The 24,670-nt window shown below is 64.9% G+C and carries 23 protein-coding genes; 12 read left to right on the forward strand and 11 right to left on the reverse strand.

The annotated features are described in order from the left end of the window. Position 1: 1 nt before the first annotated feature. Together EH240_RS19110 and EH240_RS19115 are read right to left on the reverse strand one after the other, a co-directional pair. Positions 2-1,006, reverse strand: a complete 1,005-nt coding sequence (locus EH240_RS19110; RefSeq protein WP_125001256.1) for an inorganic phosphate transporter — start codon at positions 1,004-1,006, stop codon at positions 2-4. A gap of 2 nt (positions 1,007-1,008) precedes the next feature. Further along, positions 1,009-1,650 (reverse strand): DUF47 domain-containing protein, encoded by a 642-nt coding sequence (locus tag EH240_RS19115; RefSeq protein ID WP_125001259.1) that lies wholly within the window; start codon positions 1,648-1,650, stop codon positions 1,009-1,011. A 174-nt stretch (positions 1,651-1,824) separates the two neighbouring features. On the opposite strand from EH240_RS19115, the gene EH240_RS19120 reads away from it, so the two are divergent. The 10 genes from EH240_RS19120 (at position 1,825) to EH240_RS19165 (ending at position 12,080) form a co-directional block, all read left to right on the forward strand. Continuing rightward, entirely contained in the window at positions 1,825-2,724 is a 900-nt protein-coding gene (locus EH240_RS19120) for a LysR family transcriptional regulator (RefSeq protein WP_125001262.1), read from the forward strand. Between the two features lie 194 nt (positions 2,725-2,918). Beyond that, positions 2,919-3,398 carry a formate dehydrogenase subunit gamma gene (locus tag EH240_RS19125; protein WP_125001265.1) on the forward strand — a complete coding sequence of 160 codons (480 nt, stop codon included), beginning with the start codon at positions 2,919-2,921 and terminating at the stop codon, positions 3,396-3,398. Further along, on the forward strand, positions 3,395-4,951 hold the full coding sequence (locus EH240_RS19130) for a formate dehydrogenase beta subunit (protein WP_125001268.1): 1,557 nt from the start codon (positions 3,395-3,397) through the stop codon (positions 4,949-4,951). The genes EH240_RS19125 and EH240_RS19130 overlap by 4 nt, the downstream gene beginning before the upstream one ends. Before the next feature lie 10 nt (positions 4,952-4,961). After that, positions 4,962-7,874 (forward strand): formate dehydrogenase subunit alpha, encoded by a 2,913-nt coding sequence (gene fdhF, locus EH240_RS19135; protein WP_125001271.1) that lies wholly within the window; start codon positions 4,962-4,964, stop codon positions 7,872-7,874. Between the two features lie 2 nt (positions 7,875-7,876). Then, a complete protein-coding gene (fdhD, locus tag EH240_RS19140) occupies positions 7,877-8,707 on the forward strand; it encodes a formate dehydrogenase accessory sulfurtransferase FdhD (RefSeq protein ID WP_125001273.1) in 831 nt (276 codons plus the stop codon). Continuing rightward, complete coding sequence (locus EH240_RS19145; RefSeq protein ID WP_125001276.1) at positions 8,697-9,011, forward strand: formate dehydrogenase subunit delta; 315 nt, start codon at positions 8,697-8,699, stop codon at positions 9,009-9,011. The genes fdhD and EH240_RS19145 overlap by 11 nt, the downstream gene beginning before the upstream one ends. Before the next feature lie 119 nt (positions 9,012-9,130). Then, positions 9,131-10,684, forward strand: coding sequence for an alpha/beta fold hydrolase (locus tag EH240_RS19150; protein ID WP_125001279.1), 1,554 nt, complete (start codon positions 9,131-9,133; stop codon positions 10,682-10,684). A 108-nt stretch (positions 10,685-10,792) separates the two neighbouring features. Then, positions 10,793-11,272 (forward strand): carboxymuconolactone decarboxylase family protein, encoded by a 480-nt coding sequence (locus tag EH240_RS19155; protein WP_125001282.1) that lies wholly within the window; start codon positions 10,793-10,795, stop codon positions 11,270-11,272. 80 nt (positions 11,273-11,352) lie between these two features. Then, entirely contained in the window at positions 11,353-11,715 is a 363-nt protein-coding gene (locus EH240_RS19160) for a nuclear transport factor 2 family protein (protein ID WP_125001285.1), read from the forward strand. A 50-nt stretch (positions 11,716-11,765) separates the two neighbouring features. Beyond that, the gene (locus EH240_RS19165) at positions 11,766-12,080 is read left to right on the forward strand and encodes a hypothetical protein (protein ID WP_125001288.1); all 315 of its coding nucleotides are present in this window, start codon (positions 11,766-11,768) and stop codon (positions 12,078-12,080) included. A 148-nt stretch (positions 12,081-12,228) separates the two neighbouring features. Here the strand turns inward: EH240_RS19165 and EH240_RS19170 are convergent, their stop codons facing one another. The 8 genes from EH240_RS19170 to EH240_RS19210 all read right to left on the reverse strand — a co-directional run bounded on the left by EH240_RS19170 (position 12,229) and on the right by EH240_RS19210 (position 20,593). After that, positions 12,229-12,714 (reverse strand): ester cyclase, encoded by a 486-nt coding sequence (locus tag EH240_RS19170; protein ID WP_125001291.1) that lies wholly within the window; start codon positions 12,712-12,714, stop codon positions 12,229-12,231. A gap of 190 nt (positions 12,715-12,904) precedes the next feature. Next, positions 12,905-14,332: a gamma-aminobutyraldehyde dehydrogenase gene (locus EH240_RS19175; RefSeq protein ID WP_125001294.1), complete on the reverse strand. Its 1,428-nt coding sequence runs from the start codon at positions 14,330-14,332 to the stop codon at positions 12,905-12,907. Positions 14,333-14,352: 20 nt separating this feature from the next. Beyond that, on the reverse strand, positions 14,353-15,168 hold the full coding sequence (locus EH240_RS19180; protein ID WP_125001297.1) for an ABC transporter permease: 816 nt from the start codon (positions 15,166-15,168) through the stop codon (positions 14,353-14,355). After that, positions 15,158-16,063 (reverse strand): ABC transporter permease, encoded by a 906-nt coding sequence (locus tag EH240_RS19185; RefSeq protein WP_206075289.1) that lies wholly within the window; start codon positions 16,061-16,063, stop codon positions 15,158-15,160. Before EH240_RS19185 ends, EH240_RS19180 begins: the two co-directional genes overlap by 11 nt. Before the next feature lie 286 nt (positions 16,064-16,349). Then, the gene (locus EH240_RS19195; protein ID WP_125001302.1) at positions 16,350-17,348 is read right to left on the reverse strand and encodes an ABC transporter ATP-binding protein; all 999 of its coding nucleotides are present in this window, start codon (positions 17,346-17,348) and stop codon (positions 16,350-16,352) included. Positions 17,349-17,504: 156 nt separating this feature from the next. Beyond that, positions 17,505-18,659 carry an ABC transporter substrate-binding protein gene (locus EH240_RS19200; RefSeq protein ID WP_125001305.1) on the reverse strand — a complete coding sequence of 385 codons (1,155 nt, stop codon included), beginning with the start codon at positions 18,657-18,659 and terminating at the stop codon, positions 17,505-17,507. Between the two features lie 203 nt (positions 18,660-18,862). After that, entirely contained in the window at positions 18,863-19,774 is a 912-nt protein-coding gene (locus tag EH240_RS19205) for a LysR family transcriptional regulator (protein ID WP_125001323.1), read from the reverse strand. 54 nt (positions 19,775-19,828) lie between these two features. Next, positions 19,829-20,593, reverse strand: coding sequence for a DeoR/GlpR family DNA-binding transcription regulator (locus EH240_RS19210; protein WP_125001308.1), 765 nt, complete (start codon positions 20,591-20,593; stop codon positions 19,829-19,831). A gap of 401 nt (positions 20,594-20,994) precedes the next feature. Between EH240_RS19210 and EH240_RS19215 the strand changes: the two genes are divergently transcribed. Both EH240_RS19215 and EH240_RS19220 read left to right on the forward strand, forming a co-directional pair. Then, positions 20,995-21,891, forward strand: coding sequence for a phosphotransferase family protein (locus EH240_RS19215; protein ID WP_125001311.1), 897 nt, complete (start codon positions 20,995-20,997; stop codon positions 21,889-21,891). Then, a complete protein-coding gene (locus tag EH240_RS19220) occupies positions 21,888-24,329 on the forward strand; it encodes a GcvT family protein (RefSeq protein WP_125001314.1) in 2,442 nt (813 codons plus the stop codon). The genes EH240_RS19215 and EH240_RS19220 overlap by 4 nt, the downstream gene beginning before the upstream one ends. A gap of 14 nt (positions 24,330-24,343) precedes the next feature. On the opposite strand, the gene EH240_RS19225 is transcribed toward EH240_RS19220, so the two are convergent. After that, positions 24,344-24,670 (reverse strand): class I SAM-dependent methyltransferase (locus EH240_RS19225; protein WP_483466607.1); only part of this gene is annotated, 327 nt, incomplete at its 5' end.

Raw genomic sequence — 24,670 nt, forward strand, 5'->3', positions numbered from 1 at the left:
GTCATCTCGCCAGCCCGGTGGCGAGATAGGTGAGCGCCGAAATCGCCGCGGTCGCCGGCAGGGTGATCACCCACGCCACGACGATGTTGCCGGCAATGCCCCAGCGCACGGCCGAGACGCGGCGGGCGGCGCCCACGCCGATGATGGCGCCGGTGATCGTGTGCGTCGTCGACACCGGGACGCCGAGCCACGTGGCGGCAAAAAGGGTTATGGCGCCGCCGGTCTCGGCGCAGAAACCCTGCATCGGGTTCAGTCGGGTGATCTTCGATCCCATGGTGTGGACGATGCGCCAGCCGCCGAACAGCGTGCCCAGCGCCAGTGCCGACTGGCAGGTGATGACCACCCAGAGCGGCACGTAGAAGCTCTGGCCGAGCATGCCTTGCGAATAGAGCAGCACGGCGATGATGCCCATGGTCTTCTGCGCGTCGTTGCCGCCGTGTCCCAGCGAATAGAGCGAGGCCGAGAAGAACTGCAGGATGCGAAAGGAGTTGTCGACTGCGAACGGTGTCTGCCGCACGAACAGCCACGAGACAATGAGGATGAGGACCAGCGCCAGCACGAATCCGGTCGCCGGCGAGAGCACGATCGCCGCGACCGTCTTGCCGAGCCCGGACCAGACGATGGCGCCCGTGCCGGCCTTGGCGACGCCGGCGCCGACCAGCCCGCCGATCAGCGCATGCGAGCTGCTTGACGGAATGCCGGCGACCCAGGTGACGATGTTCCAGACGATAGCCCCGACCAATGCGGCGAAGATCACCGCCGGCGTGACGATCTCGGCGTCGATGATGCCCTTTCCCACCGTCTCGGCGACATGCAGGCCGAAGAACAGGAAGGCGATGAAATTGAAGAACGCTGCCCAGACCACCGCGTAATGCGGCCTGAGCACACGGGTGGAGACTATGGTCGCGATCGAGTTGGCGGCATCGTGCAGGCCGTTGAGGAAATCGAAGAACAACGCCACGGCGACGAGGCCGACCAGCAAGGGAAAGGCGATCGTGACGTCCATCGCTACACGTTCTCGATGACGATGCCGCTGATCTCGTTGGCGACGTCCTCGAAACGGTCGACCACCTTTTCCAACTGGCCATAGATCTCCGAGCCGATCAGATAGGCCATCGGATCGCTGCGGCCATGCTTCTTGAACAGATCCTTCAGGCCCTGCTCGTGCAGGTCGTCGGCGCGGCCCTCCGCGCGCATGACCTCCTCGGCAATGGCGTTGAGGCGGATGCTGTGGGCGCCGACCTTGCCGAGCAGCGGGATCGCCTCGGCGACCAATCGGGCGGCTTCGACGATGACGGCGCCCATCTCCTGCATCAGCGGGTCGAACTCCGTCTTCTCGAACAGCTTCACCGTCTTGACGGTCTTGTGCATCATGTCGATGGCATCATCCATCGACTGGATCAGATCCTTGATGTCGCCGCGATCGAAAGGCGTGATAAAGGAGCGCCGCACGGCCAGCAGCACTTCGGCGGTGATGTGGTCGGCTTCGTCCTCGAGATCGATGATCTTCTGGCTCCAGCGCTCGACGTCATTGCCGGTAAGCAATTGCTGCAAGGCCTCGGCGCCGCCGACGACGGTGCGTGAGTGCCGTTCGAACAGGTCGAAGAAGCGATCCTCGCGCGGCAACAGCTTGCGAAACCAACCCAGCATCTCGTCCTCCTGCGTCCGCTTATCCCACATAACGCCATGCGAGGCGTGGGAAAACAGATAGCCGGCTCAAAAGTGTGGACGATATCCGATTGCATGTGTCTTGATCCGACTGCATGTGTCTTGCGCGGCAAGGCGATTTCCCCGACCTTGGGAAACCGTGGCGGATCGGATGGCATGATCGACAAGCTGGAATTCTTCATCGCCTTAGCCAAGGAGGAGCATTTCGGCCGTGCGGCCGAGGTGTGCGGCGTCACCCAGCCGACGCTGTCGGCCGGCATCAAGCAGCTCGAGGAGCAGCTCGGCGTCATGCTGGTGCTGCGCGGCTCGCGCTTCCAAGGGCTGACACCGGAAGGCCAGCAGGTTCTGGTGTGGGCGCGCCGCATCGTCGGCGACTCACGAACGATGCGCGAGGAGATGCGGGCAGCGCGCCGCGGCCTTGCCGGCCGTATCCGCATCGCGGCGGTCCCCACCGCTTTGGCCATGGTGGCGCGGCTGACGACGCCGTTCCGCGAAAAGCATCCGGGCGTCACGTTCTCTGTCCTGTCGCGCACATCGATCGAGGTGCTGACGCTCCTCGGCAATTTCGATGTCGACGCCGGCATCACCTATCTCGACAACGAGCCGCTCGGACGGGTGACCAGCGTGCCGCTCTATGACGAGCGCTACCAGCTGATCACGGCGGTCGGGAACCCCTATTCCGACCGCGACAAAGTGACGTGGGCCGAGATCAGCCAGCTGCCGCTCTGCCTTTTGACGCCGGACATGCAGAACCGGCGCATCATCGACCAGCATCTGGCCGAAGCCGGCGTGCAGGTGCGGCCGACGCTGGAATCCAACTCGATGATCGTGCTGTTCTCGCATATCCGGACCGGCAAATGGTCATCGATCATGCCGCTCAACCTAGCGGAAACATTCGGCTTTTCCGAACCCATCCGCGCCATTCCGATCGTCGAGCCGGATGCCAGCCACACGGTCGGGCTGGTGGCGGCGGCGCGCGAGCCGCACACGCCGCTGGTGCAGGCGCTGCTGGACGAGGCGATGGCGCTCGCAGACGATTTCCGCGCCCATCGCTAGGCTAGACAATGCAGACCGATCGCCCTTGATAGAAAATTTCTATCAAGCAACGGATCGGCTTTATTGATCTAGAGGGTTTCCTCTGGTTTTGTAAGCACTTAGCGATATTGCGCCCTGTGCATGTCGTTACCCCGAAACCACTCTATATGTTGGGGTGACATACATTGGGCCGCCACGACCAGGGAGGGCGCTGCATGCCGATGCAGCCTGCAAGTACCGAGATCGCGTCGCGCACGGCGGCGATCATCGAGGAGTTGAAGGACCTCGAAGGTCCGCTGTTGCCGATCCTCCACGGCATCCAGGAAGAGTTCGGCCATGTGCCGCAGGCCGCGCTGCCGGTCATCGCCGACGGGCTGAACCTCTCCAGGGCCGAAGTGCACGGCGTCGTCACCTTCTATCACGATTTCCGCGCCCAGCCCGCCGGCCGGCATGTGCTGAAGCTCTGCCAAGCGGAAGCCTGCCAGTCGATGGGCTCGGACGCCGTCGCCGCCAAGGTCAAGCAACTGCTCGGCATCGATTTCCACGAGACCACGCGTGACGGATCGGTTACACTGGAGCCGGTCTACTGCCTCGGGCTTTGCGCCTGCTCGCCGTCGGCGATGCTGGACGGGGAAGTGATAGGCCGGCTCGACGACGAGAAGATCGAAGAGATCGTCGCGGAGGTGCGCCCATGATCCCGCGCATCTACATCCCTGCGGATTCCGGCGCGCTGGCGCTCGGCGCCGAAAAGGTCGCCAGGGCGATCGAGAAGGAGCTCAGGGAGCGCGGCGTCGAGGCCAAGATCGTGCGCAACGGCTCGCGCGGCGCCTATTTCCTGGAGCCGATGGTCGAGGTGGCGACCGCCGAGGGCCGCGTCGCCTACGGGCCGGTGAAGCCTTCGGACGTGAAGAGCCTGTTCGACAGCGGCTTCCTCAAGGGCGGCCATCACAAGCGCTGGCTCGGCGCGCCCGACAAGATCCCCTTCCTTGCCAAACAGACGCGACTGACCTTCGCGCGTTGCGGCGTCATCGAGCCGCTGTCGCTCGACAGCTACAAGTCGCATGGCGGGCTGAGGGGCCTGCAGAACGCGGTCGCCATGGCACCCGCCGACATCGTCAGCCAAGTCACCGAATCCGGCCTGCGCGGCCGCGGCGGCGCGGGCTTCCCGACCGGCATCAAGTGGAAGACGGTTCTCGATACCACATCCGAGCGCAAATACATCGTCTGCAACGCCGATGAGGGCGACAGCGCCACCTTCGCCGATCGCATGATCATGGAAGGCGATCCCTTCGTGCTGATCGAAGGCATGGCGATCGCCGGCATTGCCACCGGCGCGACCAAGGGCTTCGTCTATATCCGCTCGGAATATCCGCATGCGGTGGCGACGATGAACAAAGCCGTCGCGATCGCCCGCAAAGCGGGCGTGCTCGGCGTCAATGTGCTTGGCTCGCCCAACGCCTTCGACATGGAGATCCGCGTCGGCGCCGGCGCCTATGTCTGCGGCGAGGAAACCTCGCTCTTGAACAGCCTGGAAGGCAAGCGCGGCGTGGTGCGCGCCAAGCCGCCGCTGCCGGCGATCCAAGGGCTGTTCGGCAAGCCGACGGTGATCAACAACGTCATCAGCTTGGCCTCGGTGCCCATCATCATGGACAAGGGCGCCGTTTACTACAAGGATTTCGGCATGGGCCGCTCGCGCGGCACGATCCCGATCCAGATCGCCGGCAACGTCAAGCATGGCGGGCTGTTCGAGACGGCTTTCGGCCTGACGCTGGGCGAGATCGTCGACGAGATCGGCGGTGGCACGGCTTCGGGACGTCCGGTGAAGGCGGTGCAGGTCGGCGGCCCGCTCGGCGCCTATTTCCCGCGCGCGCTGTTCGACACGCCGTTCGACTATGAGGCCTTCGCCGCCAAGGACGGGCTGATCGGCCATGCCGGCATCACCGTGTTCGACGACAGCGCCGACATGATGAAGCAGGCCCGCTTCGCCATGGAGTTCTGCGCCATCGAAAGCTGCGGCAAGTGCACGCCCTGCCGCCTCGGCTCGACGCGCGGCATGGAGGTTCTGGACAAGGTCGCGGCGGGCATCGAGGCGGAGAAGAACCTCGCCCTGGTCACCGACCTCTGCAACACGATGAAGTTCGGATCGCTCTGCGCGCTGGGCGGCTTCACGCCCTACCCGGTGATGAGCTCGATCACCCACTTCCCCGAGGATTTCAAGCCTGCGCCGGCGCGCGTGGCTGCTGAATAGGAGCTGGCAGATGAACATCAAAGCCGACTTCCCAACACTCATCGAAGAGATCGACTACGGAACCCCGGAATCGAAGGCGACGAAGCAGGTCACGCTGACCGTCGACGGGCAAAGCATCACCGTTCCGGAAGGCACCTCGATCATGCGCGCGGCGATGGAAGGCGGCGTCGAGATCCCGAAACTCTGCGCCACCGACATGCTGGACTCCTTCGGCTCCTGCCGCGTCTGTCTGGTCGAGATCGAAGGCCGCGGCGGCACGCCCGCCTCCTGCACGACTCCGGTTGGCGAAGGCATGGTGGTGCGCACTCAGTCCGACCGGCTCGACGCCATCCGCCGCGGCGTCATGGAGCTCTACGTCTCCGACCACCCGACCGGCTGGAACGAGAAGGCCGGCACCGGCGCCAGCGAGTTCGACACGGTGGCGAAGTCGGTCGGCCTGACTGAGAACCGCTATGGCGTCGAAGGCCGCAACCACGTCAAGGAGGAAAATGGCGTCGCGCCGGGCCATGGCTCTCTGGCGGTCGACTATATCGCCCGCGACGAATCCAACCCCTATTTCACCTACGATCCGGCGCAGTGCATCGTCTGCTCGCGCTGCGTGCGGGCTTGCGAAGAGGTGCAGGGCACCTTCGCGCTGACCATCGAGGGCCGCGGCTTCGAGTCGCGCATGGTCGCCGGCATGCACGAGGACTTCGTCGCTTCGGAATGCGTGTCCTGCGGCGCCTGCGTGCAGGCCTGCCCGACCGACGCGCTGCGCGAGAAGACGGTGCTCGAGAAGGGCATGCCGGAGCGCTCGGCCGTCACCACCTGCGCCTATTGCGGCGTCGGCTGCTCGTTCAAGGCCGAGGTGAAGGGTGACGAGGTCATCCGCATGATGCCCTACAAGGACGGCAAGGCGAACCACGGCCACAGCTGCGTGAAGGGCCGCTTCGCCTATGGCTACGCCACCCACAAGGATCGCATCCTGTCGCCGATGATCCGCGAGAAGATCAGCGATCCCTGGCGCGAAGTGAGCTGGGAAGAGGCGATCGCCCATACGGCCAAGGAATTCCGCCGTATCCAGTATCAATATGGACGCGGCGCCATCGGCGGCATCACCTCCTCGCGCTGCACCAACGAAGAGACCTATCTCGTCCAGAAACTGGTGCGGCAGGGCTTCCGCAACAACAATGTCGACACCTGCGCCCGCGTCTGCCACTCGCCGACCGGCTACGGCCTCGGCCAGACCTACGGCACCTCGGCCGGCACGCAGGATTTCGATTCCGTCGAGTTCACTGATGTCGCCGTCATCATCGGCGCCAATCCCGCCACCGCTCATCCGGTGTTCGCCTCGCGGCTGAAGAAGCGGCTGCGCCAGGGCGCCAAGCTGATCGTGCTCGATCCGCGCCGCACCGAGATGGTCAAGTCGGCGCATGTCGAAGCGGACTATCACCTGCCGCTCAAGCCCGGCACCAACGTGGCGGTGCTGACGGCGCTGGCGCATGTCGTCGTCACCGAGGGCCTGTTCGACGAAGCCTTCATCCGCGAGCGCTGCGACTGGGCCGAATTCCAGGATTGGGCGTCCTTCGTCGCCCTGCCGGAAAACAGCCCGGAAACCGTCGGCAAGCTGTCCGGCGTCGATCCCGAGCTCATCCGGGGTGCTGCGCGGCTCTACGCCACCGGCGGCAACGGCGCGATCTATTACGGCCTGGGCGTGACGGAACATAGCCAGGGCTCGACCACGGTGATGGCGATCGCCAACCTTGCCATGGCGACCGGCAATATCGGCCGTCCGGGCGTCGGCGTGAACCCGCTGCGCGGCCAGAACAATGTGCAGGGCTCGTGCGACATGGGCTCCTTCCCGCACGAGCTGCCGGGCTATCGACACATCTCGGGCGAAGCCGTGCGCGATATCTATGAGAGCCTGTGGGGCGTGAAGCTGGACGAAGAGCCGGGCCTGCGCATCCCCAACATGCTGGACGCCGCCGTCGACGGCTCGTTCAAGGGCATCTACATCCAGGGCGAGGACATCCTGCAGTCCGACCCCGACACCAAGCATGTCGCCGCCGGGCTGGCCGCGATGGAATGCGTGGTCGTGCACGACCTCTTCCTCAACGAGACGGCGAACTACGCGCATGTCTTCCTGCCGGGCTCGACCTTCCTCGAGAAGGACGGCACCTTCACCAATGCCGAGCGCCGCATCAACATGGTGCGCAAGGTACTGGAGGCGAAGGCACGATATGCCGACTGGGAGGCGACGCAGGAGCTTGCCCGCGCCATCGGGCTCGACTGGAACTACACGCATCCTTCCGAGATCATGGACGAGATCGCCAAGACGACGCCGAGCTTCGCCGGCGTCTCCTTCGATCTGCTCGACCGCGTCGGCTCGGTGCAGTGGCCATGCAACGAGAAGGCGCCGCTCGGCACCCCGATCATGCATGTCGACGGCTTCGTGCGCGGCAAGGGCAAGTTCATCCGCACCGAATATGTCGCGACGGACGAGCGGACAGGCCCGCGCTACCCGCTGCTGCTGACCACCGGCCGCATCCTGTCGCAATACAATGTCGGCGCGCAGACCAGGCGCACCGAGAACGTCACGTGGCATGCCGAGGACCGGCTGGAGATCCATCCGCACGACGCCGAGAACCGCGGCATCCGCGACGGCGACTGGGTGCGGCTGGGGAGCCGTTCGGGAGAAACCACGCTGCGCGCGCTGATCACCGACCGCGTCTCGCCCGGCGTCGTCTACACGACGTTCCACCATCCGGACACGCAGGCCAACGTGATCACGACCGATTTCTCGGACTGGGCGACCAACTGCCCGGAATACAAGGTCACCGCCGTGCAGGTGGCGCCGTCCAACGGGCCGACCGATTGGCAGAAAGACTATAACGAGCAGGCCCGCCGGAGCCGCCGCATCGCGCCGCTGGAAGCGGCGGAATAGCCTTGGCCGCGCGCCGCAAAGCCACGACGCAAATCTCGCGGCTGGCACGTCGCGCGAGCGGCACCGCGGCCGCGAACCGCATGGTGCCGGAGGAGACGCCGGTAGCGTTCTCCTACGCCGGCACCACCCATGCGGTGATGATGGCGAGCCCCGCCGATTTCGAGGATTTCGCGCTCGGATTCTCGCTGACCGAGGGTATCGTTTCCGCATCTGGTGAGATCGAGTCCATCGAAGTGGAGGATCTCGGCGCCGGCATCGATATCCAGATAAAGCTGAAGGACAAGGCGAACACGCGCTTCCAGGCGCGCCGGCGCAGGCTTGCCGGGCCGGTCGGCTGCGGGCTTTGCGGCATCGAATCGATCGAGGAAGCGATGCGCTCGGTCGACGCGGTCGGTTCGTCGAAGCTTACGCTTGAGGCTGACGACGTCACCCGTTCGGTCAAGCTGCTGTCGAAGCTGCAGCCGCTGCACACGGAAACCGGCGCGGTGCATGCCGCGGGCTTCTACGTTCCCGGCAAGGGCATCGTCATGGCGCGCGAGGATGTCGGCCGACACAACGCGCTGGACAAGCTCGCCGGCGCGCTGGCGAAGGCCGGCATAGACGGCGCTACGGGCGCCGTCGTGGTGACCTCGCGGGTGTCTGTGGAAATGGTGCAGAAGACGGCGGCAATAGGCGCGCCGATCATCATGGCCGTTTCGGCGCCGACCGCGCTTGCCATCCGCACGGCGGAAGCCGCCGGCATGACGCTGGTGGCGCTGGTGCGCGGCGATGATTTCGATATTTTCACCCACCCCGACCGGGTGGCTTGCGGAGTTGCCAAGCATGTCGCATGACGAAGACCACATCACCAGCACCAGGGAAAAGCTGGTGCGCATGGCCAACCAGATAGCGACCTTCTTCCATTCGAAGCCGCGCGAGGAAGGCATTGCCGGCGTTGCCGAGCACATCAACAAGTTCTGGGAGCCCAGGATGCGGCGGCAGTTCTTCGAGCTGCTGGACGGCGACGCGGAAGATTTCGACGAGCTGGTGATCGCCGCCTCGGGCAAGATCAAGCGCCCGCTGACGCCGGAACAGGCCGACAAGAGCCTCGGCTACACGAGACCCGCGGAGGCCGGGGGCACCGTTCCGCACGAGTAGGAGCGCGGGCGCGGGCTCCAAAGGTCTTACATTTCCAATCTCTAAAGTTTGTCTGCCGCGCGCGGCAGGGTTCTGCTATGGTCGGCGACAGGAAATCGTCTGGCCGGCGGGGCAGTTGCGTGAGGCCGATCGAGACCAGATACGCCCGTAGCGGGGATGTGCGGATCGCCTATCAGGTGGTCGGCCAAGGCTCGTTCGATCTCGTCTTCGTGCCGGGCTTCATTTCCAATCTCGACCTGCAGTGGGAAGACGAAGGCTACAGCCGCCTGCTGAAGCGGCTCTCGGCCTTCTCGCGGCTGATCCTGTTCGACAAGCGCGGCACCGGGCTCTCCGACCGCGTCGACACCCGTCACCTGCCCAGCCTGGAGACCCGCATGGACGACGTGCGTGCGGTGATGGATGCCGCCGGCAGCGGCCGCGCGGCGCTGCTCGGCGCCTCGGAAGGCGCTCCGATGGCGATGCTGTTCGCCGCCACCTATCCGGAGCGGACGCGGGCGCTGGCGCTCTATGGCGGCTACGCGCATTTCCATAAGTGGGTGATGCCGGCGGAGCGTCTGGAAGCCTTCATCGAGACGGCCGAAACCTCGTGGGGCACCGGCGCGACCTTGCCGAATTTCGCGCCGGGCCGCGTGGACGACACGCACTTTGGCCAATGGTGGGCACGCTTCGAGCGGCTGTCGGCGAGCCCGACCGCGGCGGCGGCCCTTACCCGCATGAATGCCGGGATCGACGTTCGCGGCATCCTCTCCGCAATCAGCGCGCCGACGCTGCTCATCCATCGCCGCAACGACGCGCGCGTCGACCCGGAGGCGAGCCGCTTCCTCGCCAGGAAAATCCATGGCGCGCGGCTCGTCGAGATACCCGGGCGCGACCATCCGATCTGGACCGGCGACGTCGACCGGGTGGCCGATCTGGTCGAGGAGTTCCTGACCGGCCAGCCGGCGGTGGCCGACACCGAGCGCGTGCTTGCCGCGCTGCTGGTGACGCGCATCTACGACACGACCAAGCTCGGCGACCGCATGTGGAGCGAGCGCAGCCAGCGCTTCCAGGAAACGTGGCGGCTGCTGGTCGGCCGTCATGGCGGGCGCGTCGCCGGCACGCACAGCGAATTGATGATCTCGCGCTTCGACGGGCCGGCCCGCGCCATACGCTGCGCGGCGGCGCTGCGCGATGCCGCGCAGCAGATCGGCGTCGCGAGCGCGCAGGGCGTGCATGTCGGCGAGATCGAGATGCGCGGCCAGCCGGTGGGCCTGACGGCGCGGGTGACCATGCAACTCGCCACCCATGCCGGGCGCGGCGACATCCTCGCTTCGCGATTGGTCGCAGAGCTGGCGATAGGCTCCGGCCTGCACTTCGTCGATGCCGGCCGCGTCAGCCTCGACGAATTGGGCGAGCCGCTGCCGGTGGTCAAGGCAACGTCGGAACAGCATCTGGAACCGGCCTGTCGCCCCAAGCCCAAGGCCATGGAGGCGGCAGCACTGACGGCTCGAGAAAGCGAGGTGGTGAGCCTGATTGCAGACGGGATGAGCAATGCGGCGATCGCCGCCGAGCTGAAGCTCAGCGAGCATACGGTCAAGCGGCACGTCGCCAACATATTGCTCAAGCTCGACCTGCCGTCGCGGGCGGCGGCGGCGGCGTTTTCGGCCAGGCAGGCTGGCCCGGACGGGCCATGAGGGCCATGGCGATTTTGGGCGAAGCGGCCGAGGCGCCTTAACGGTTACGAATTCTTCCCATGCAGGCCAGGCGACGTTGCCGTGAGGGCACTGCGAACGGAGGATGAAATGCTGAAGTCAAGCCGGATTATCAAGTCACTCGTGATCGCAGCAGGCGTTGGCATGCTGTTCGCGCTTAATCCCGCAAAGGCTGAGGACGCTTCGGCGACCGCCGCCTACAAGGACATCCAGGCGACGCTCGGCTCGGTGCCCGACATGTTCAAGACATTGCCGGACGTCGCCGTCGCCGGCGCATGGGCCGAAATCAAGGGCGTGCAGCTCAATCCCAACACCGCGCTCGACGGCAAGACCAAGGAACTGATGGGGCTTGCGGTGGCCTCGCAGATCCCCTGCCAGTACTGCATCTATTTCCATACCGAGGCCGCCAAGCTCAACGGCGCATCGGACGAGGAGATCAAGGAGGCCATAGCGATGGCCGCGATCGTGCGGCATTGGTCCACGATGCTCAACGGCAGCCAGGTCGACCTCGCCGCCTTCAAGAAGCAGACCGACGATGTGTTCGCGGCCGTCAAGGCCAAGTCGCAGTGAAACCCCTCTGCCCGGGGGCTTTGCTCCGGGCAGCATCTCTTCAATCGAACGCCCGATCAGACGGGCCATGGGAGATAAAAATGTTGACCAAGACACAAACAGTGGACGGCGCCGCGATCAAGAAGGCGATCGAGGGCCGCGACGGCAAGATGCTGTCGAGCTTCTACAATGACGATGCGCTGGTGCGGGTGATCGATCGCAACAATCCGCCGAGCAGGCCGCGCGAGATCCGCGGGCGCGCGGCGATCAGCATTTTCTGGGACGACATCTGCAGCCGCGCGATGACCCACAAGGTCGACACCGCGATTGCCGACGGCGACAATCTCGCCTTCACGCAAGCCTGCGCCTACCCGGACGGCACGAAAGTGTTCTGCGCGGCGATGCTGGAGCTGAAGAACGGCCGCATCGCACGGCAGACGGTCGTGCAGGCGTGGGACGAGTAGCGCGGGTAGATCAACAGCGGCTTCGGCCGCAAACTTGGAGGAGAAGGAAGATGTTCAGCGCCAGATGGCAGATCGACGCCAAGTTCGGGCATAAGCAGACCGTGATCGAGATGATGCGGCAATGGGAGCGCGAGATCGGCGCGCAAGTCGGCATCGCCGACCTGAAGTTCCAGATCATGACCGGGTCGATCGGTGCGCGCGAGGCAACCGTCGAGACGCATCACCAGGTCGAGACCCTCGCCCAGTTGGAAGAGTTCTTCGCCAAGATCGCCAAGATCGATGCTCACGCCAAATGGGGCAAGGAGCTGGAGCCCTACGTCGTCTCGGGCACCAGCCTTTGGCAGATCTTCCGGGTCGTGGAGTAGTGGCCTGCGTTCTTCTCCCCGTTCACGGGGAAAAGATGCCGGCAGGCAGATGAGCGGCGGCGCCAGCCTCGGCAAGGTTGATGCTGCCCCTCATCCGGCCCTTCGGGGCCATCTTCTCCCCGTGGAACGGGGAGAAGGAAAGTGTGCCCTACATCAGGCCGAGCTGCTTGTAGAAGCCGAGCGCGTCGTAATAGTCGCTCTGGGTCGCGATCTTGCCGTCCTTGACCTGGAACATCGAGGCGCCTTTGATGGAGAACTTCTTGCCGGTCGCGGCCGTGCCGTCGCCCCAGGCGCCGGTGTTGGTGCCGGAAAACTCCCATTCGAAGGACACGCGGTCGCCGTCGATCAAAGGCTTGCCTTTCATCGTCCAGACCGCGTCGGGAACAGCTTTCAGGAAGTTGTCGATCACGCCGGTCTTGGCTACCTCGCGGCCGGCGACCGGCTTGCCGACGGAAGCATCGTAATAGCTGACGTCGTCGGCGAAGTAGCCGGCGGCCTTGGCCGAGTCATGCGCATTCCAGGCTGCGACATAGGCCTCGACCACCGACTGCGCGGTATCTCCGGCGAAGGACGGCGTCACAGCAAAAACTGTGGCGGCGATGGCTGCGGATGTCAGAAACTGGCGTCGTTGCATTGTCTTCCTCCCTTTGTTGAATGCTTGCTGCGCGCTCGTCTTCACCTTCCCCCATCAAGAGAGAAGCGAAGCTTGTCGGATGAGGGTGTTCCAGCATGGCTCAAGCTTACCCTCACCCTGATTGCCAACCGATTTGCGAAGAGCAAATCGGGGCAATCCGACCTCTCCCGCAAGGGGAGAGGTAAAGGTGCTAGCCGTGCGCTACCATGACGTGGCGGACGGCGGTGTAGTCCTCCAGCGCGTAGAGCGACATGTCCTTGCCGTAGCCGGATTGCTTGAGGCCGCCATGCGGCATCTCGTTGGTCAGCATGAAATGGGTGTTGATCCAGGTGCAGCCATATTGCAGGCGGGCGGCGGTCGCCATGGCGCGCGAGACGTCCTTGGTCCACACCGACGAGGCAAGGCCGTAGTCGCTGTCGTTGGCCCAGCTCACTGCTTCGTCGACCTCCGAGAAGCGGGTGACCGAGACGACCGGGCCGAACACCTCGCGGCGCACGATCTCGTCCTCCTGCAAGGCTCCGGCGACGACCGTCGGCTGGTAGTAGAAGCCCGAGCCCTCGCCCGGCTTGCCGCCGGTGGTGATCGCGATGTGCTTCAATTCCGAAGCGCGCTCGACGAAGCTCGACACCCGATCGCGCTGGCGGCGCGAGATCAGCGGGCCGATCTCATTCTCGGTGTCGTCGGGCAGGTTGTACTTGATGGTCGAGACGGCTGAGGAGAGATCGGCGACGAGCTTGTCGTAGACCTTCTTGCCGGCATAGATGCGGCAGGCGGCGGTGCAGTCCTGGCCGGCATTGTAGTAGCCGAAGGCGCGCAGGCCGTTGACCACGGCGCCGAGGTCGGCGTCGTCGAAGACGATGACCGGCGCCTTGCCGCCGAGCTCGAGATGCGTGCGCTTGACCGACTTGGCCGCCGCCTGCAGCACCTTCTTGCCGGTGGCAACATCGCCGGTGATCGAGATCATGTTGATCTTGGGGTGGTTGATCAGCGTGTTGCCGACGCTGTCGCCGCGGCCGAGCACGACATTGACCACGCCTTCGGGCAGGATCTCGGAAAGAACCTTCGCCAGCTTCAGCGTCGTCAGCGGCGTCTGCTCGGACGGCTTGAAGACGACCGTGTTGCCGCCGCCGATGGCCGGCGCCAGCTTCCAGGCCATCATCATCAGCGGATAGTTCCAGGGCGCGATGGAAGCGACGATGCCTATCGGGTCGCGCCTGACCATAGAAGTGTGGCCGGGAAGATATTCGCCCGCGAGCTGGCCGGGCATAGAGCGCACCGCGCCGGCAAAGAAGCGGTAGCAGTCGACGATCGCCGGGATCTCGTCGTTGAGCACGGCGTTGATCGGCTTGCCGCAGTTCAGCGCCTCGAGCGCCGCGAACTCCTTCGCCTCGGCCTCGATGCGGTCGGCGATCTTGAGCAGATAGCCCGAGCGCTGCGCCGGCGTGGTGCGCGACCAGGTGGTGAAGGCCTTTTCGGCCGCAAGCACCGCCGCCTCGATCTGCGCCGGGCTCGCTTCCGGCAGGTTGAGGATGGTCGCCCCGGTCTTCGGATTGAGGATCGGCTCCTCGGTTTCAGTGCCCTTCTCGAATCTCGAGCCGATCAGCATTTGAGTGTCCATGGGGGTTCTCCCTTATTCGGTTATTTGCCCGATCCGGCGATCTGGTCGCCGTCGCGGGTCAGGTAATAGGCCAACAGGATCGGCAGAAGCGTCACCAGCACGACGACCATGGCCACGACATTGGTGACCGGGCGCTGGCGCGGGCGGATCAGTTCCTCCAGCATCCAGATCGGCACTGTCTGCTGCTGGCCGGCGGTGAAGGTGGTGACGATGACCTCGTCGAAGGACAGCGCGAAGGCCAGCATGCCGCCGGCAAGCAGCGCGGTGGCGATGTTGGGCAGCACGACGTGCCGGAAGGTCTGGAAACCATCGGCGCCGAGGTCCATCGAGGCCTCGATCATAGAGCCGGAGGTGCGACGGAAACGGGCGACGGCATTGTTGTAGACGACGACCACGCAGAAGGTGGCGTGGCCGAGCACGATCGTCCAGAACGAGAACGGGATGTCGGCCAGCGCAAAGGCCGAGCGCAGCGCGATGCCGGTGATGATGCCGGGCAGCGCGATCGGCAGGATGACCAAGAGCGAGATGGTCTCGCGGCCAAAAAAGCGCGTGCGCGACACGGCGGCGGCGCAAAGCGTGCCGAGCACCAGCGCGATCGCCGTCGATATCGCGGCGACGCGGATCGACAGCGACAGCGCCTGCCAGACATCCGGCCGGTTCCAGGTGACGGCGAACCATTGCGTGGTTAGCCCCGGCGGCGGCCAGACGAAGCTCTTCTCCTCCGTGGTGAAGGCGTAAACGAAGATCAGCAGGATCGGCAGATGCAGGAAGAGCAGGCCGCAGGCGGCGGCGATCTTCAGGCCGAGCGGAGCGGATTGGCCACGGTCAGAGCGCATCGAAGGCCCCCATGCGCTTGGCGCCCCAGAGGTAGAAACCCATGATGACGATGGGCACCACGGTGAAGGCGGCGGCGAGCGGGATGTTGCCGGCGGTCCCCTGCTGCGAATAGACGGCCTGGCCGATGAACAGGCGCGAGGTGCCGATGATCTGCGGGATGATGTAGTCGCCCAGCGTCAGCGAGAAGGTGAAGATCGAGCCGGCGACGATGCCGGGCAGCGCCAGCGGAAACAGCACGTTGCGGAAGGTCTGGCCGGGCGAGGCGCCGAGATCGGACGAGGCCTCGACCAGATTGCCGGGCACGCGCTCGAGCGCGGCCTGCACGGGGAGGATCATGAAAGGCAGCCAGACATAGACGAAGACGATAAAAGTGCCGGTGAAGGACACCGACAGCGAATTGCCGCCGACGATCGGCAGCGACAGCCAGCCGTCGAGCAGCCACAGCAAGTTCAGCTTGCCGAGCAGCCAGGTGAGAATGCCTTCCTTGGCGAGGATCAGCTTCCAGGCATAGATCTTGACCAGATAGCTCGACCAAAGCGGCAGCATGACGCCGAGATAGAACAGCGCCTTCCAGCGGCCTCGCGCATAGCGCGCCGCGTAGTAGGCGATGGGGAAGGCGATGATTGCGGAGGCAAGCGTGACGAGCGCGGCCATCGTCACCGTGCGCAGGATGATGTCGAGATTGGCGGCCTGGAGGAGATCGCCGTAGGTCTTCAGCGTGAACTCGCGATTGATGAGGCCGGAGAACTCGTCGATCGAGAAGAAGCTTTGCAGCAGCAGGGCGAAGAGCGAGCCGATATAGACGATGCCCAGCCACAGCACCGGCGGCAGCAGCATCAGCAAAAGCAGGAGCTGCGGCCGGCGCCAGAGGATATCCGAGAGCGCGCCGCGCATGCCGCCAGTGCGGGGCAGGACGGCGGGGGCGCTGGTTGAGTTGAGCGCGGCGGTTGTCATGACGCGCCTACGGCGTCGATTGGATCAATTGCGGCAAGGCCGCGATCCTTCACACCCCCCTCTGTCCTGCCGGACATCTCCCCCGCAAGGGGGGAGATCAGCAGCTTGTCTGCCTCGCCCGTTCTGCAACGTTGGAGATTGGCGAAGCCAGTGGTGACAGCCAATCTCCCCCCTTGAGGGGGAGATGTCCGGCAGGACAGAGGGGGGTACGCTGCGCGAACCTTTATCATGCCGGCTCGTCCATCAAATGCAGGCTCTCGCGGTTGAAGGTGAGCATGACGGTCTCGCCTTCCACCGGCAGCGCGACGCCGGCGGGCACGACCGCATGCAGCCGCAAGCCATCCGCATCGAGCGCCAGCCTTGTGGTGGCGCCGAGATAGTTGGTTCCAACCAGGCGCGCCGCCACGCCATCGCCTTTTGCCGCGCGTGTGACGCGAATGGATTCGGGACGCAGGCTGCCCCAGCGGTGCTGGCCGGAATAGCGCTGCACGAAATCCGGCGGCAGCACGTTGGACGAGCCGACGAAATCAGCGACGAAGCGTGTCTTCGGCCGTTGGTAGATCTCCTCCGGCGTGCCGACCTGCATGATCCTGCCGTCGTTGAAGACGGCGACGCGGTCGGCCATCGACATCGCCTCGCCCTGGTCGTGGGTGACGAAGACGAAGGTGATGCCGAGCGCCTTCTGCAGCGACTTCAGCTCTTCCTGCATGTTCTCGCGCAGCTTGAGGTCGAGCGCGCCGAGCGGCTCGTCGAGCAGCAGCACCTTGGGCTGGTTGACCAGCGCACGGGCAAGCGCGACACGCTGGCGCTGGCCGCCGGAGAGCTGGCCGGGACGGCGGGCGCCGTAGCCCGGCAGGCGCACCAGCGACAGCGCCTCCTCGGCCGCCTTCTGACGCTCGGTCTTGCCGACGCCCTTGACCATCAGCCCGTAGGCGACATTGTCGAGCACGTTCAAATGCGGGAACAGCGCGTAGTCCTGGAAGACGGTGTTGACGTTGCGGCGATAGGGCGGCACGCCTTCGGCGCGCTCGCCGAAGATGGAGATCGAGCCTGCCGTCGGCTGCTCGAAGCCGGCGATCAGCCTAAGGCATGTCGTCTTGCCGGAACCGGACGGCCCCAGCATGGCAAAGAACTCGCCGGGGACGATGTCGAGATCGACCGCGTCGACGGCGCGCACGCTGCCGAAATGGCGCGAGACTTGTTTGAAGGAAACGGCGGAGATCATGGGCCCTGTCAGTCAGTTGCCGGATCGAATGAAACGCGGGGTCGCGCGGCGCCCCACCTCCCCCTTGTGGGGAGGTCGCGGCGAAGCCGCGGGTGGGGTGACCTCCACCCCGACGCTGCGCGTCGACCCTCCCCACGAGGGGGAGGGTAGAAGAACTCACCGCCCGCCGATGACGCCGATATAGTCCGACACCCAGCGGTAGTAAGGCACGCACTGGTCGTTCTGGCTGGCGCATTTCGACACCGGCGTCTTCCAGAACTTGATCTTGTCGAAATTGTCGTAGCCGTTGGTCTTGCAGCCCTCGCCGCCGAGCAACTCGTTGCCCTTGCAGGCGGCCGGCACGACCGGCAGCGAGCCGAACCAGGACGAAACGTCGCCCTGGACCTTGGGCGAAAGCGAGTGCTCGAGCCACATGTAGGCGCAGTTCGGATGGGCGGCGTCCGCTTCCATCATTGTGGTGTCGGCCCAGCCGGTGACGCCTTCCTCCGGCACGGTCGAGGCGACCGGCTTCTTGGCGGCGACCAGCGTGTTCACCTGATAGGGCCACGAGCCGGAAGCGACCACGCCTTCGTTCTGGAAGTCGTCGACCTGGATGGCGGCATCATGCCAGTAACGTCCGACCAGCGTGCGCTGCGTGCGCAGCAGATCGAGCGCCGCCTTGTACTGGTCCTCGTTGAGCTCGTAAGGGTCCTTGATGCCCAGTTCCGGCTTGTGGAACATCAGGTAGTTGGCGGCGTCCGCAATGTGGATCGGGCCGTCATAGGCTTGCACCCGGCCCTTGTTCGACTTGCCGTCGGGCAGCTTCATCTCCTCGAAGACGACGTTCCAGCTCTTGGGCGCTTCCTTGAAGACATCTGTGTTGTACATCAGGATGTTCGGGCCCCACTGATAGGGAACGCCGTAGTGCGCCTTGTCGACGGTGAACCATGGCGCGTCCTTCAAGCGGTCGTCGACCGTCTTCCAGCTCTTGATGAGATCGGTGTTGATCGGCTGCACGCGCTTGCCCGCGACGAGGCGCAGCGATGCATCACCCGAAGCCGTCACCAGGTCGAAGCCGCCTTCGTTCATCAGCGAGACCATTTCGTCCGATGTGTTGGCGGTCTTGACGTTGACCTTGCAGCCGGTCTCCTTCTCGAAGGCCGTCACCCAGTCGTAGTTCTTGTCGGTCTCGCCGCGCTCGATATAGCCCGGCCAGGCGACGATATTCAGCTCGCCCTCGCCTTTGCCGAGTTCCTTGACCTGGGCGACCGCCTGACCCGAGAAGGTCAGCGCAACCGTCAACGCCGTGCATGACTTCAGGAATGCATTCATCGTCGATCTCCCATTTTGGCGTATGACCCCGAAACCGCTCCGGTTTTCGGAAAGGGTCATGCGCAAACTCGAACGTCGGAGCGCTTCTTGCGCCGACAGCCGCGTTCCCGAGCGGCTTTGTTCCCTGCAACCCAAAGTGCTGTGAAAATTCCGGTTTCGCAAATTCATTTATCAGAAAGACGATATCGGTTTTTCCGATAGATTCAGAGCCGCTGCCGGACCATGCGCTGCGACTGGGCGAGGCCGATGAAGTCGCGCGCGGCCTGCGGCAGGCCGGAACCGCGGCGCCAGACCATGCCGACCTGGACGACCGGAAGCGAGCCGGAGATATCGCGGGATTCGATGCGGTCGCCTTCCAGCGACCAGGGGCGGTAGACGAGATCGGGCAGGAGCGCGACACCGGCTCCCGTGGCGACGAGGCTGCGCACGGCTTCCACCGAACGGGTGCGGAAGGCGACATGCGGTCTGGCGCCGATCGCCGACAGCAGCTTGCCGGTGTTCTCCTCGATCTCATCCACCGTCAACATGATCAGCGGTTCGGACGCAATATCGCCGATACTGATGATGTCGGCGCTGGCGAGCTTGTGGCTGAGCGGCAGCCAGAGCCGATAGGCCGAGACCTCGAGGATTTCGGATTGCAGCGCGGTGCGGTCGCGCAGGTTGGAGGTGACCATGACGGCGATGTCGAGCTTGCCGCCGACCAGCAGATGCTCGAGATAGTCGCCATTGTCCTCGATGGCCGAGACTTCGACGCTCGGATAGGCGCGGCGGTAGCGGGCCAGCAGATCGGAGAGCACGTAACCGGCGACCAGCGAGGTGACGCCGAGCTGCAGCCGCCCGCCCGCCGTCAGTTGATCGCCGAGGAAAGCGCGGCGCGCATCCGAGATGTCCGCCAGGATCTTGGTGGCGTGCCGCAGGAACTGGTGGCCCTTGTGGGTGATGTTGAGGCCGCGCGGATGGCGCTCGAACAGCTCGACGCCGAGATCGCTCTCCAGCTCCTTGATCGCCTCGGTGACCGAAGATTGCGAGATAGAGAGGTTCTGCGCGGCGCCCGACACGGTGCCCTGCTCGGCAACGGCGACGAAGAACTGGAGCTGGCGGATGGTGAAGGCCATGGCCGGACTAAACACCGGCGCGGCCTGGAAGGGAAGGCATTGGCGGCTCCAGCGTCAGGCCGCCGCGATGCTGAGCCGCGCTCCGGCGTGGCTGAGCGCGGCGGCAATGTCGCGCGGCGGCGGCTGGTCGGTGGCGAGCTCGGAAAAACCGTCGAAGCCGCAGACCTGAACCAGCCCCTGCCGGCCGAACTTGGTATGGTCGGTAATGACGAGCGAACGCTGGCCGCGCGACAGCACCATGCGGGCGAACTCCGCCTCCTCCAACTCGTAGTCGGTCAGGCCCGCGTCCGCGTCGACCGCGCCGATGGAAATGACGGCGTGGCTGACCGAGAAGCGGCTGACGAACTCGATCGCCGTGACGCCGAGGGCCGCGCCTGAATCGCTGCGCAGCTCGCCGCCGGCCATATAGACCTTGTTGCCGTTCACGGTCGCCAGCGTACGCGCGATGTCGGACGAGTTGGTGACCACCGTCAGGCGGCGATGGCCGAGCAACTCGCGCGCCAGGAAGGACGTGGTGGTGCCGGTGTCGAGCATGATCGACTCGCCGTCGCGGATGGTGGCCGCGACCATGCGGGCAATCAGGCGCTTGGCCTCGGCGTTCTCACGCATGCGGCGCTCGAACGGCGCCTCGCCCGCCATCGACGGCAGGCTGACGGCGCCATGCATCTTGAGCAACGCCCCGTCGTCGGTCAGCGGCTTGACGTCGCGCCGCACCGTCTCCAGCGACACGCCCAGCCGCTCGGCCAGGCTGGCAATGGTGATGGTGCCCTCCTCGCCGAGGAGCCGCAGGATCTCGCCATGCCGTTTCGAATGGATCATGTGGATGTCCGGGATTTTGACCGATTCTAAGGCATTCCTAACGCTTTTAAAGGAATTGCTTATATTTTCGGGCAAAACACCCAAAAAAGGTCACAGCTTTTTGTTGACAGCACCATCACGCTGGCGTGAGATTGGTTCCGATGACAGGCTCGGAACTGCCACGGGAGGCTGATGGCAGAGCCACAATCGACCGACCAGATTTTCTGGAACGTGCCTGGCGCGAGTTTTTTCGAATCCGCGGGGGCGGATGCCGGGATCCTAAACCTGGCCAAGGGGCTCGTCGGTGCGGTGCGGGATATCGATCCCGGCGTCCCGCACCGACGAGGCTTTGTCTGTTCTCACTCATCGCTTTGTCAGAAACCGGCGCTTTGTCGAAAGCCGGCTGAAGCAGGAACAAACCCGTGAGCGCCCCCGTAATTGCCGAAGACCGCATCCGCGCCCTGCCCTGCTGGAGCGGCAGCGTCGAGATCGAGCCGCTGCCGGGCGGCCTCAGCAACGCCAACTACGTGGTCACGGACGCCGCCGGGCGGCATGTGGTGCGCTTCGGCCAGGACTTCCCGTTCCACCATGTCTTTCGCGAGCGCGAGGTGATGACGGCGCGGGCGGCGCATGCCGCAGGCTTCGCGCCGGCCGTGCACTATGCCGAGCCCGGAATTCTGGTGACCGAGTTTCTCGGCGCCCGGACCTTCCTTGCCGAGGATGTGCGCGCCGATCTCGGCCGTGTGGCGGCGCTGCTGCGCGGCTTCCATCGCGAGATGCCGAACCATGTCTCCGGCGCCGGCTTCATGTTCTGGGTGTTCCACGTCATCCGCGACTACGCCCGCACGCTGGACGAAGGCGGCAGCCGCAAGAAGGACCAGCTGCCGCGCTATCTGGCTTTAGCCGACGAGCTCGAACGGGCGCAGAAGCTCTTGCCGATCGTCTTCGGCCACAATGATCTTTTGCCGGCCAATATTCTCGACGACGGCAAGCGGCTGTGGCTGATCGATTTCGAATATGCCGGCTTCAACACGGCCATGTTCGATCTCGCCGGCGCCGCCTCCAATGCCGGCATGAGCGACGAGGAATCCTTCGCCTTCCTGACCGCCTATTTCATGAAGGAGCCGGACAACGAAATCCGCCGGTCGCATGCCGCCATGCAATGCGCCTCACTGCTGCGCGAAGCGATGTGGAGCATGGTCTCCGAGCTCTATCTCGACGCGCCCGGCATCGACTACGTCGCCTACACCGAGGAAAACCTCGTGCGGCTCGACGCAGCGCTGGAGAACTACCGGACGAAATACGGAACAAGATCATGACCCTGCCCAGCCATGCCGGCATCGTCGTCATCGGCGGCGGCATCATCGGCTGCTCGACCGCCTATCACCTGGCGCGCGACCACAAGGCCGACGTGGTGTTGCTCGAACAGGGCAAGCTGACCTCGGGCTCGACCTGGCACGCCGCCGGCCTGGTCGGACAGTTGCGCTCCTCGGCTTCGATCACGCGCGTGCTCAAATATTCCGTCGATCTCTATAAGGGGCTCGAGGCCGAGACCGGACTGGCGACCGGCTGGAAGATGACCGGCTGCCTCAGGCTCGCCACCAACGCCGACCGCTGGACCGAATTCAAGCGGCTGGCGACGACCGCGAAGAGTTTTGGCATGGACATGCAGCTCTTGTCGCCGGCCGAGGTGAAGCGCATGTGGCCGCTGATGGAAACAAGCGACCTTGTCGGCGCCTCCTGGCTGCCGACGGACGGACAGGCCAGCCCCTCCGACATCACGCAGTCGCTCGCCAAGGGCGCGCGCATGTATGGCGCAAAACTGTTCGAGGAGGTGCGCGTCACCGGCTTCGAGATGAAGGACGGCCGCATCACCGCTGTGAAGACCAATAAGGGCGACATCGCCTGCGACAAGGTGGTGAACTGCGCCGGACAATGGGCAAGGCAGGTCGGTGCGATGGCCGGCATCAACGTGCCGCTGCAACCGGTCAAGCACCAGTACATCATCACCGAGAAGATCGGGGGGCTCGCCAACGACGCGCCGACGATCCGCGACCCCGACCGCCGCACCTATTTCAAGGAAGAGGTCGGCGGGCTGGTGATGGGCGGTTATGAGCCGAATCCGCAGGCTTGGATGACAGGTGACGTGCCCAACGACTGGGAGTTCCGCCTGTTCGACGACGACTACGATCACTTCGAGCAGCATATGACGCAGGCGATCGAGCGAGTGCCGGCGCTGGCCAACGCCGGCGTCAAGCAGATGATCAACGGGCCGGAAAGCTTCACGCCGGACGGAAATTTCATCCTCGGCGCAGCACCGGAATGTTCCAACATGTTCGTCGGCGCCGGCTTCAACGCCTTCGGCATCGCGTCGGGCGGCGGCGCCGGCTGGGTGCTGGCGCAGTGGGTGGTCGACGGCGAGGCGCCGCTCGACCTCTGGGTGGTCGATATCAGGCGCTTTTCCGGCCTGCACCGCGACCGCGACTGGGTGCGCGACCGCACGCTGGAAGCCTATGGCAAGCACTACACGATCGGCTTCCCGCATGAGGAGTATCTTTCAGGCCGGCCGCGCATCGTCTCGCCTCTCTATGAGCGGCTGAAGACACACCGCGCCGTGTTCGGCTCGAAGCTCGGCTGGGAGCGGCCGAACTGGTTCGCGCCCGTTAGCGTCGAGCCTGACGACGTCCATTCGATGGGCCGACAGAACTGGTTCGGCCCGGTCGGCGACGAGCACCGGCACGTACGCGAGAACGTCGGCATCTTCGACCAATCCTCCTTCGCCAAATATGAGATGACCGGCGCCGATGCGCTGAAGGCGCTCGACTGGATCTGCGCCAACGACATCGATAAGCCAGTCGGGCGGCTGACCTACACGCAGCTTCTCAACACACGCGGCGGTATCGAAGCCGACCTCACCGTGGCACGCCTCGGCGAGGACCGGTTCTACATCGTCACCGGTACCGGCTTCCGCACGCACGACTTTTCGTGGATCGGCGACCATATCGGCCAGGGGCTCGACGCGACGCTAAAGGACGTCACCGAGGATTTCGGCACGCTGTCGCTGATGGGGCCGCGCGCCCGCGACGTGCTGGGTGCAGTAGCGGATGCCGATGTCTCCAACGCCGCCTTCCCCTTCGGCCATGCGCGCGAGATCGACATCGCCGGGCATACCGTGCGGGCGCTGCGGGTGACCTATGTCGGCGAGCTCGGCTGGGAGCTGCATGTGCCGATCGCCGCCACGGGCGAGATCTTCGATGTGCTGATGGCAGCGGGCAAGACGCATGACATCCGGCCGGTCGGCTACCGGGCGCTGGAATCGCTCCGGCTGGAGAAAGGCTATCGCGCCTGGGGGTCGGACATCACGCCGAACGACACGCCGCAGGAAGCCGGCCTCGGCTGGGCGGTGAAGCTCCGGAAGAACACCGATTTCGTCGGACGGCGGGCGCTGGAGAAGGCGGCCGGCAAGCCGCTGACAAAACGCTTTGCCGGCTTCACGGTGGACGATTCGGAGATCGTGCTGCTCGGACGCGAGACGATCCTGCGCAACGGCGAGCCGGTCGGCTATCTCACCAGCGGCGGCTATGGCTACACGCTGGCCAAGAACATCGGCTATGGCTATGTGCGCAACGCCGATGGCGTCAGCGACGATTTCCTCGCCTCCGGCGACTACGAGCTGGTGGTGGCGATGGAGCGGACGCTGGCCAAAATCCGTCTCGAGCCGATGTATGATCCGGCTGGAGAGAAGATCAGGGCCTGATCCACGGAGGGCGGTCAGCCGACGCGCAGCACCAGACCCCTGCTCGGCACTGTGTCGGCCTCGCCGGGCATCGAGGCGTAGGGTCGCGTCTCCTCGACGCGAGTTATGACGCCCTGTTTCTCCAGCTCGGCAATCCGCTCGGCAAAACCGGCCTGCCACAGCGTGTTCTTGACCGTCAACACAATGATGCCGCCTGGACGGCAAATGCGGATCAGTTCATCCAGGCCTTCGATCCCGACATGGCCCGAGGTGAAGACGCCGGCCAAGACGATGCCGGCATAGGCGCCGTCGGCGAAGGGCAAATCACCGCCGAGCGCCAGGCGATGCAGGGCCGTGTAGAC

Origin of the sequence: Mesorhizobium tamadayense (assembly GCF_003863365.1) — a bacterium.
In the GTDB taxonomy this organism is placed as follows: Bacteria; Pseudomonadota; Alphaproteobacteria; order Rhizobiales; family Rhizobiaceae; genus Mesorhizobium; species Mesorhizobium tamadayense.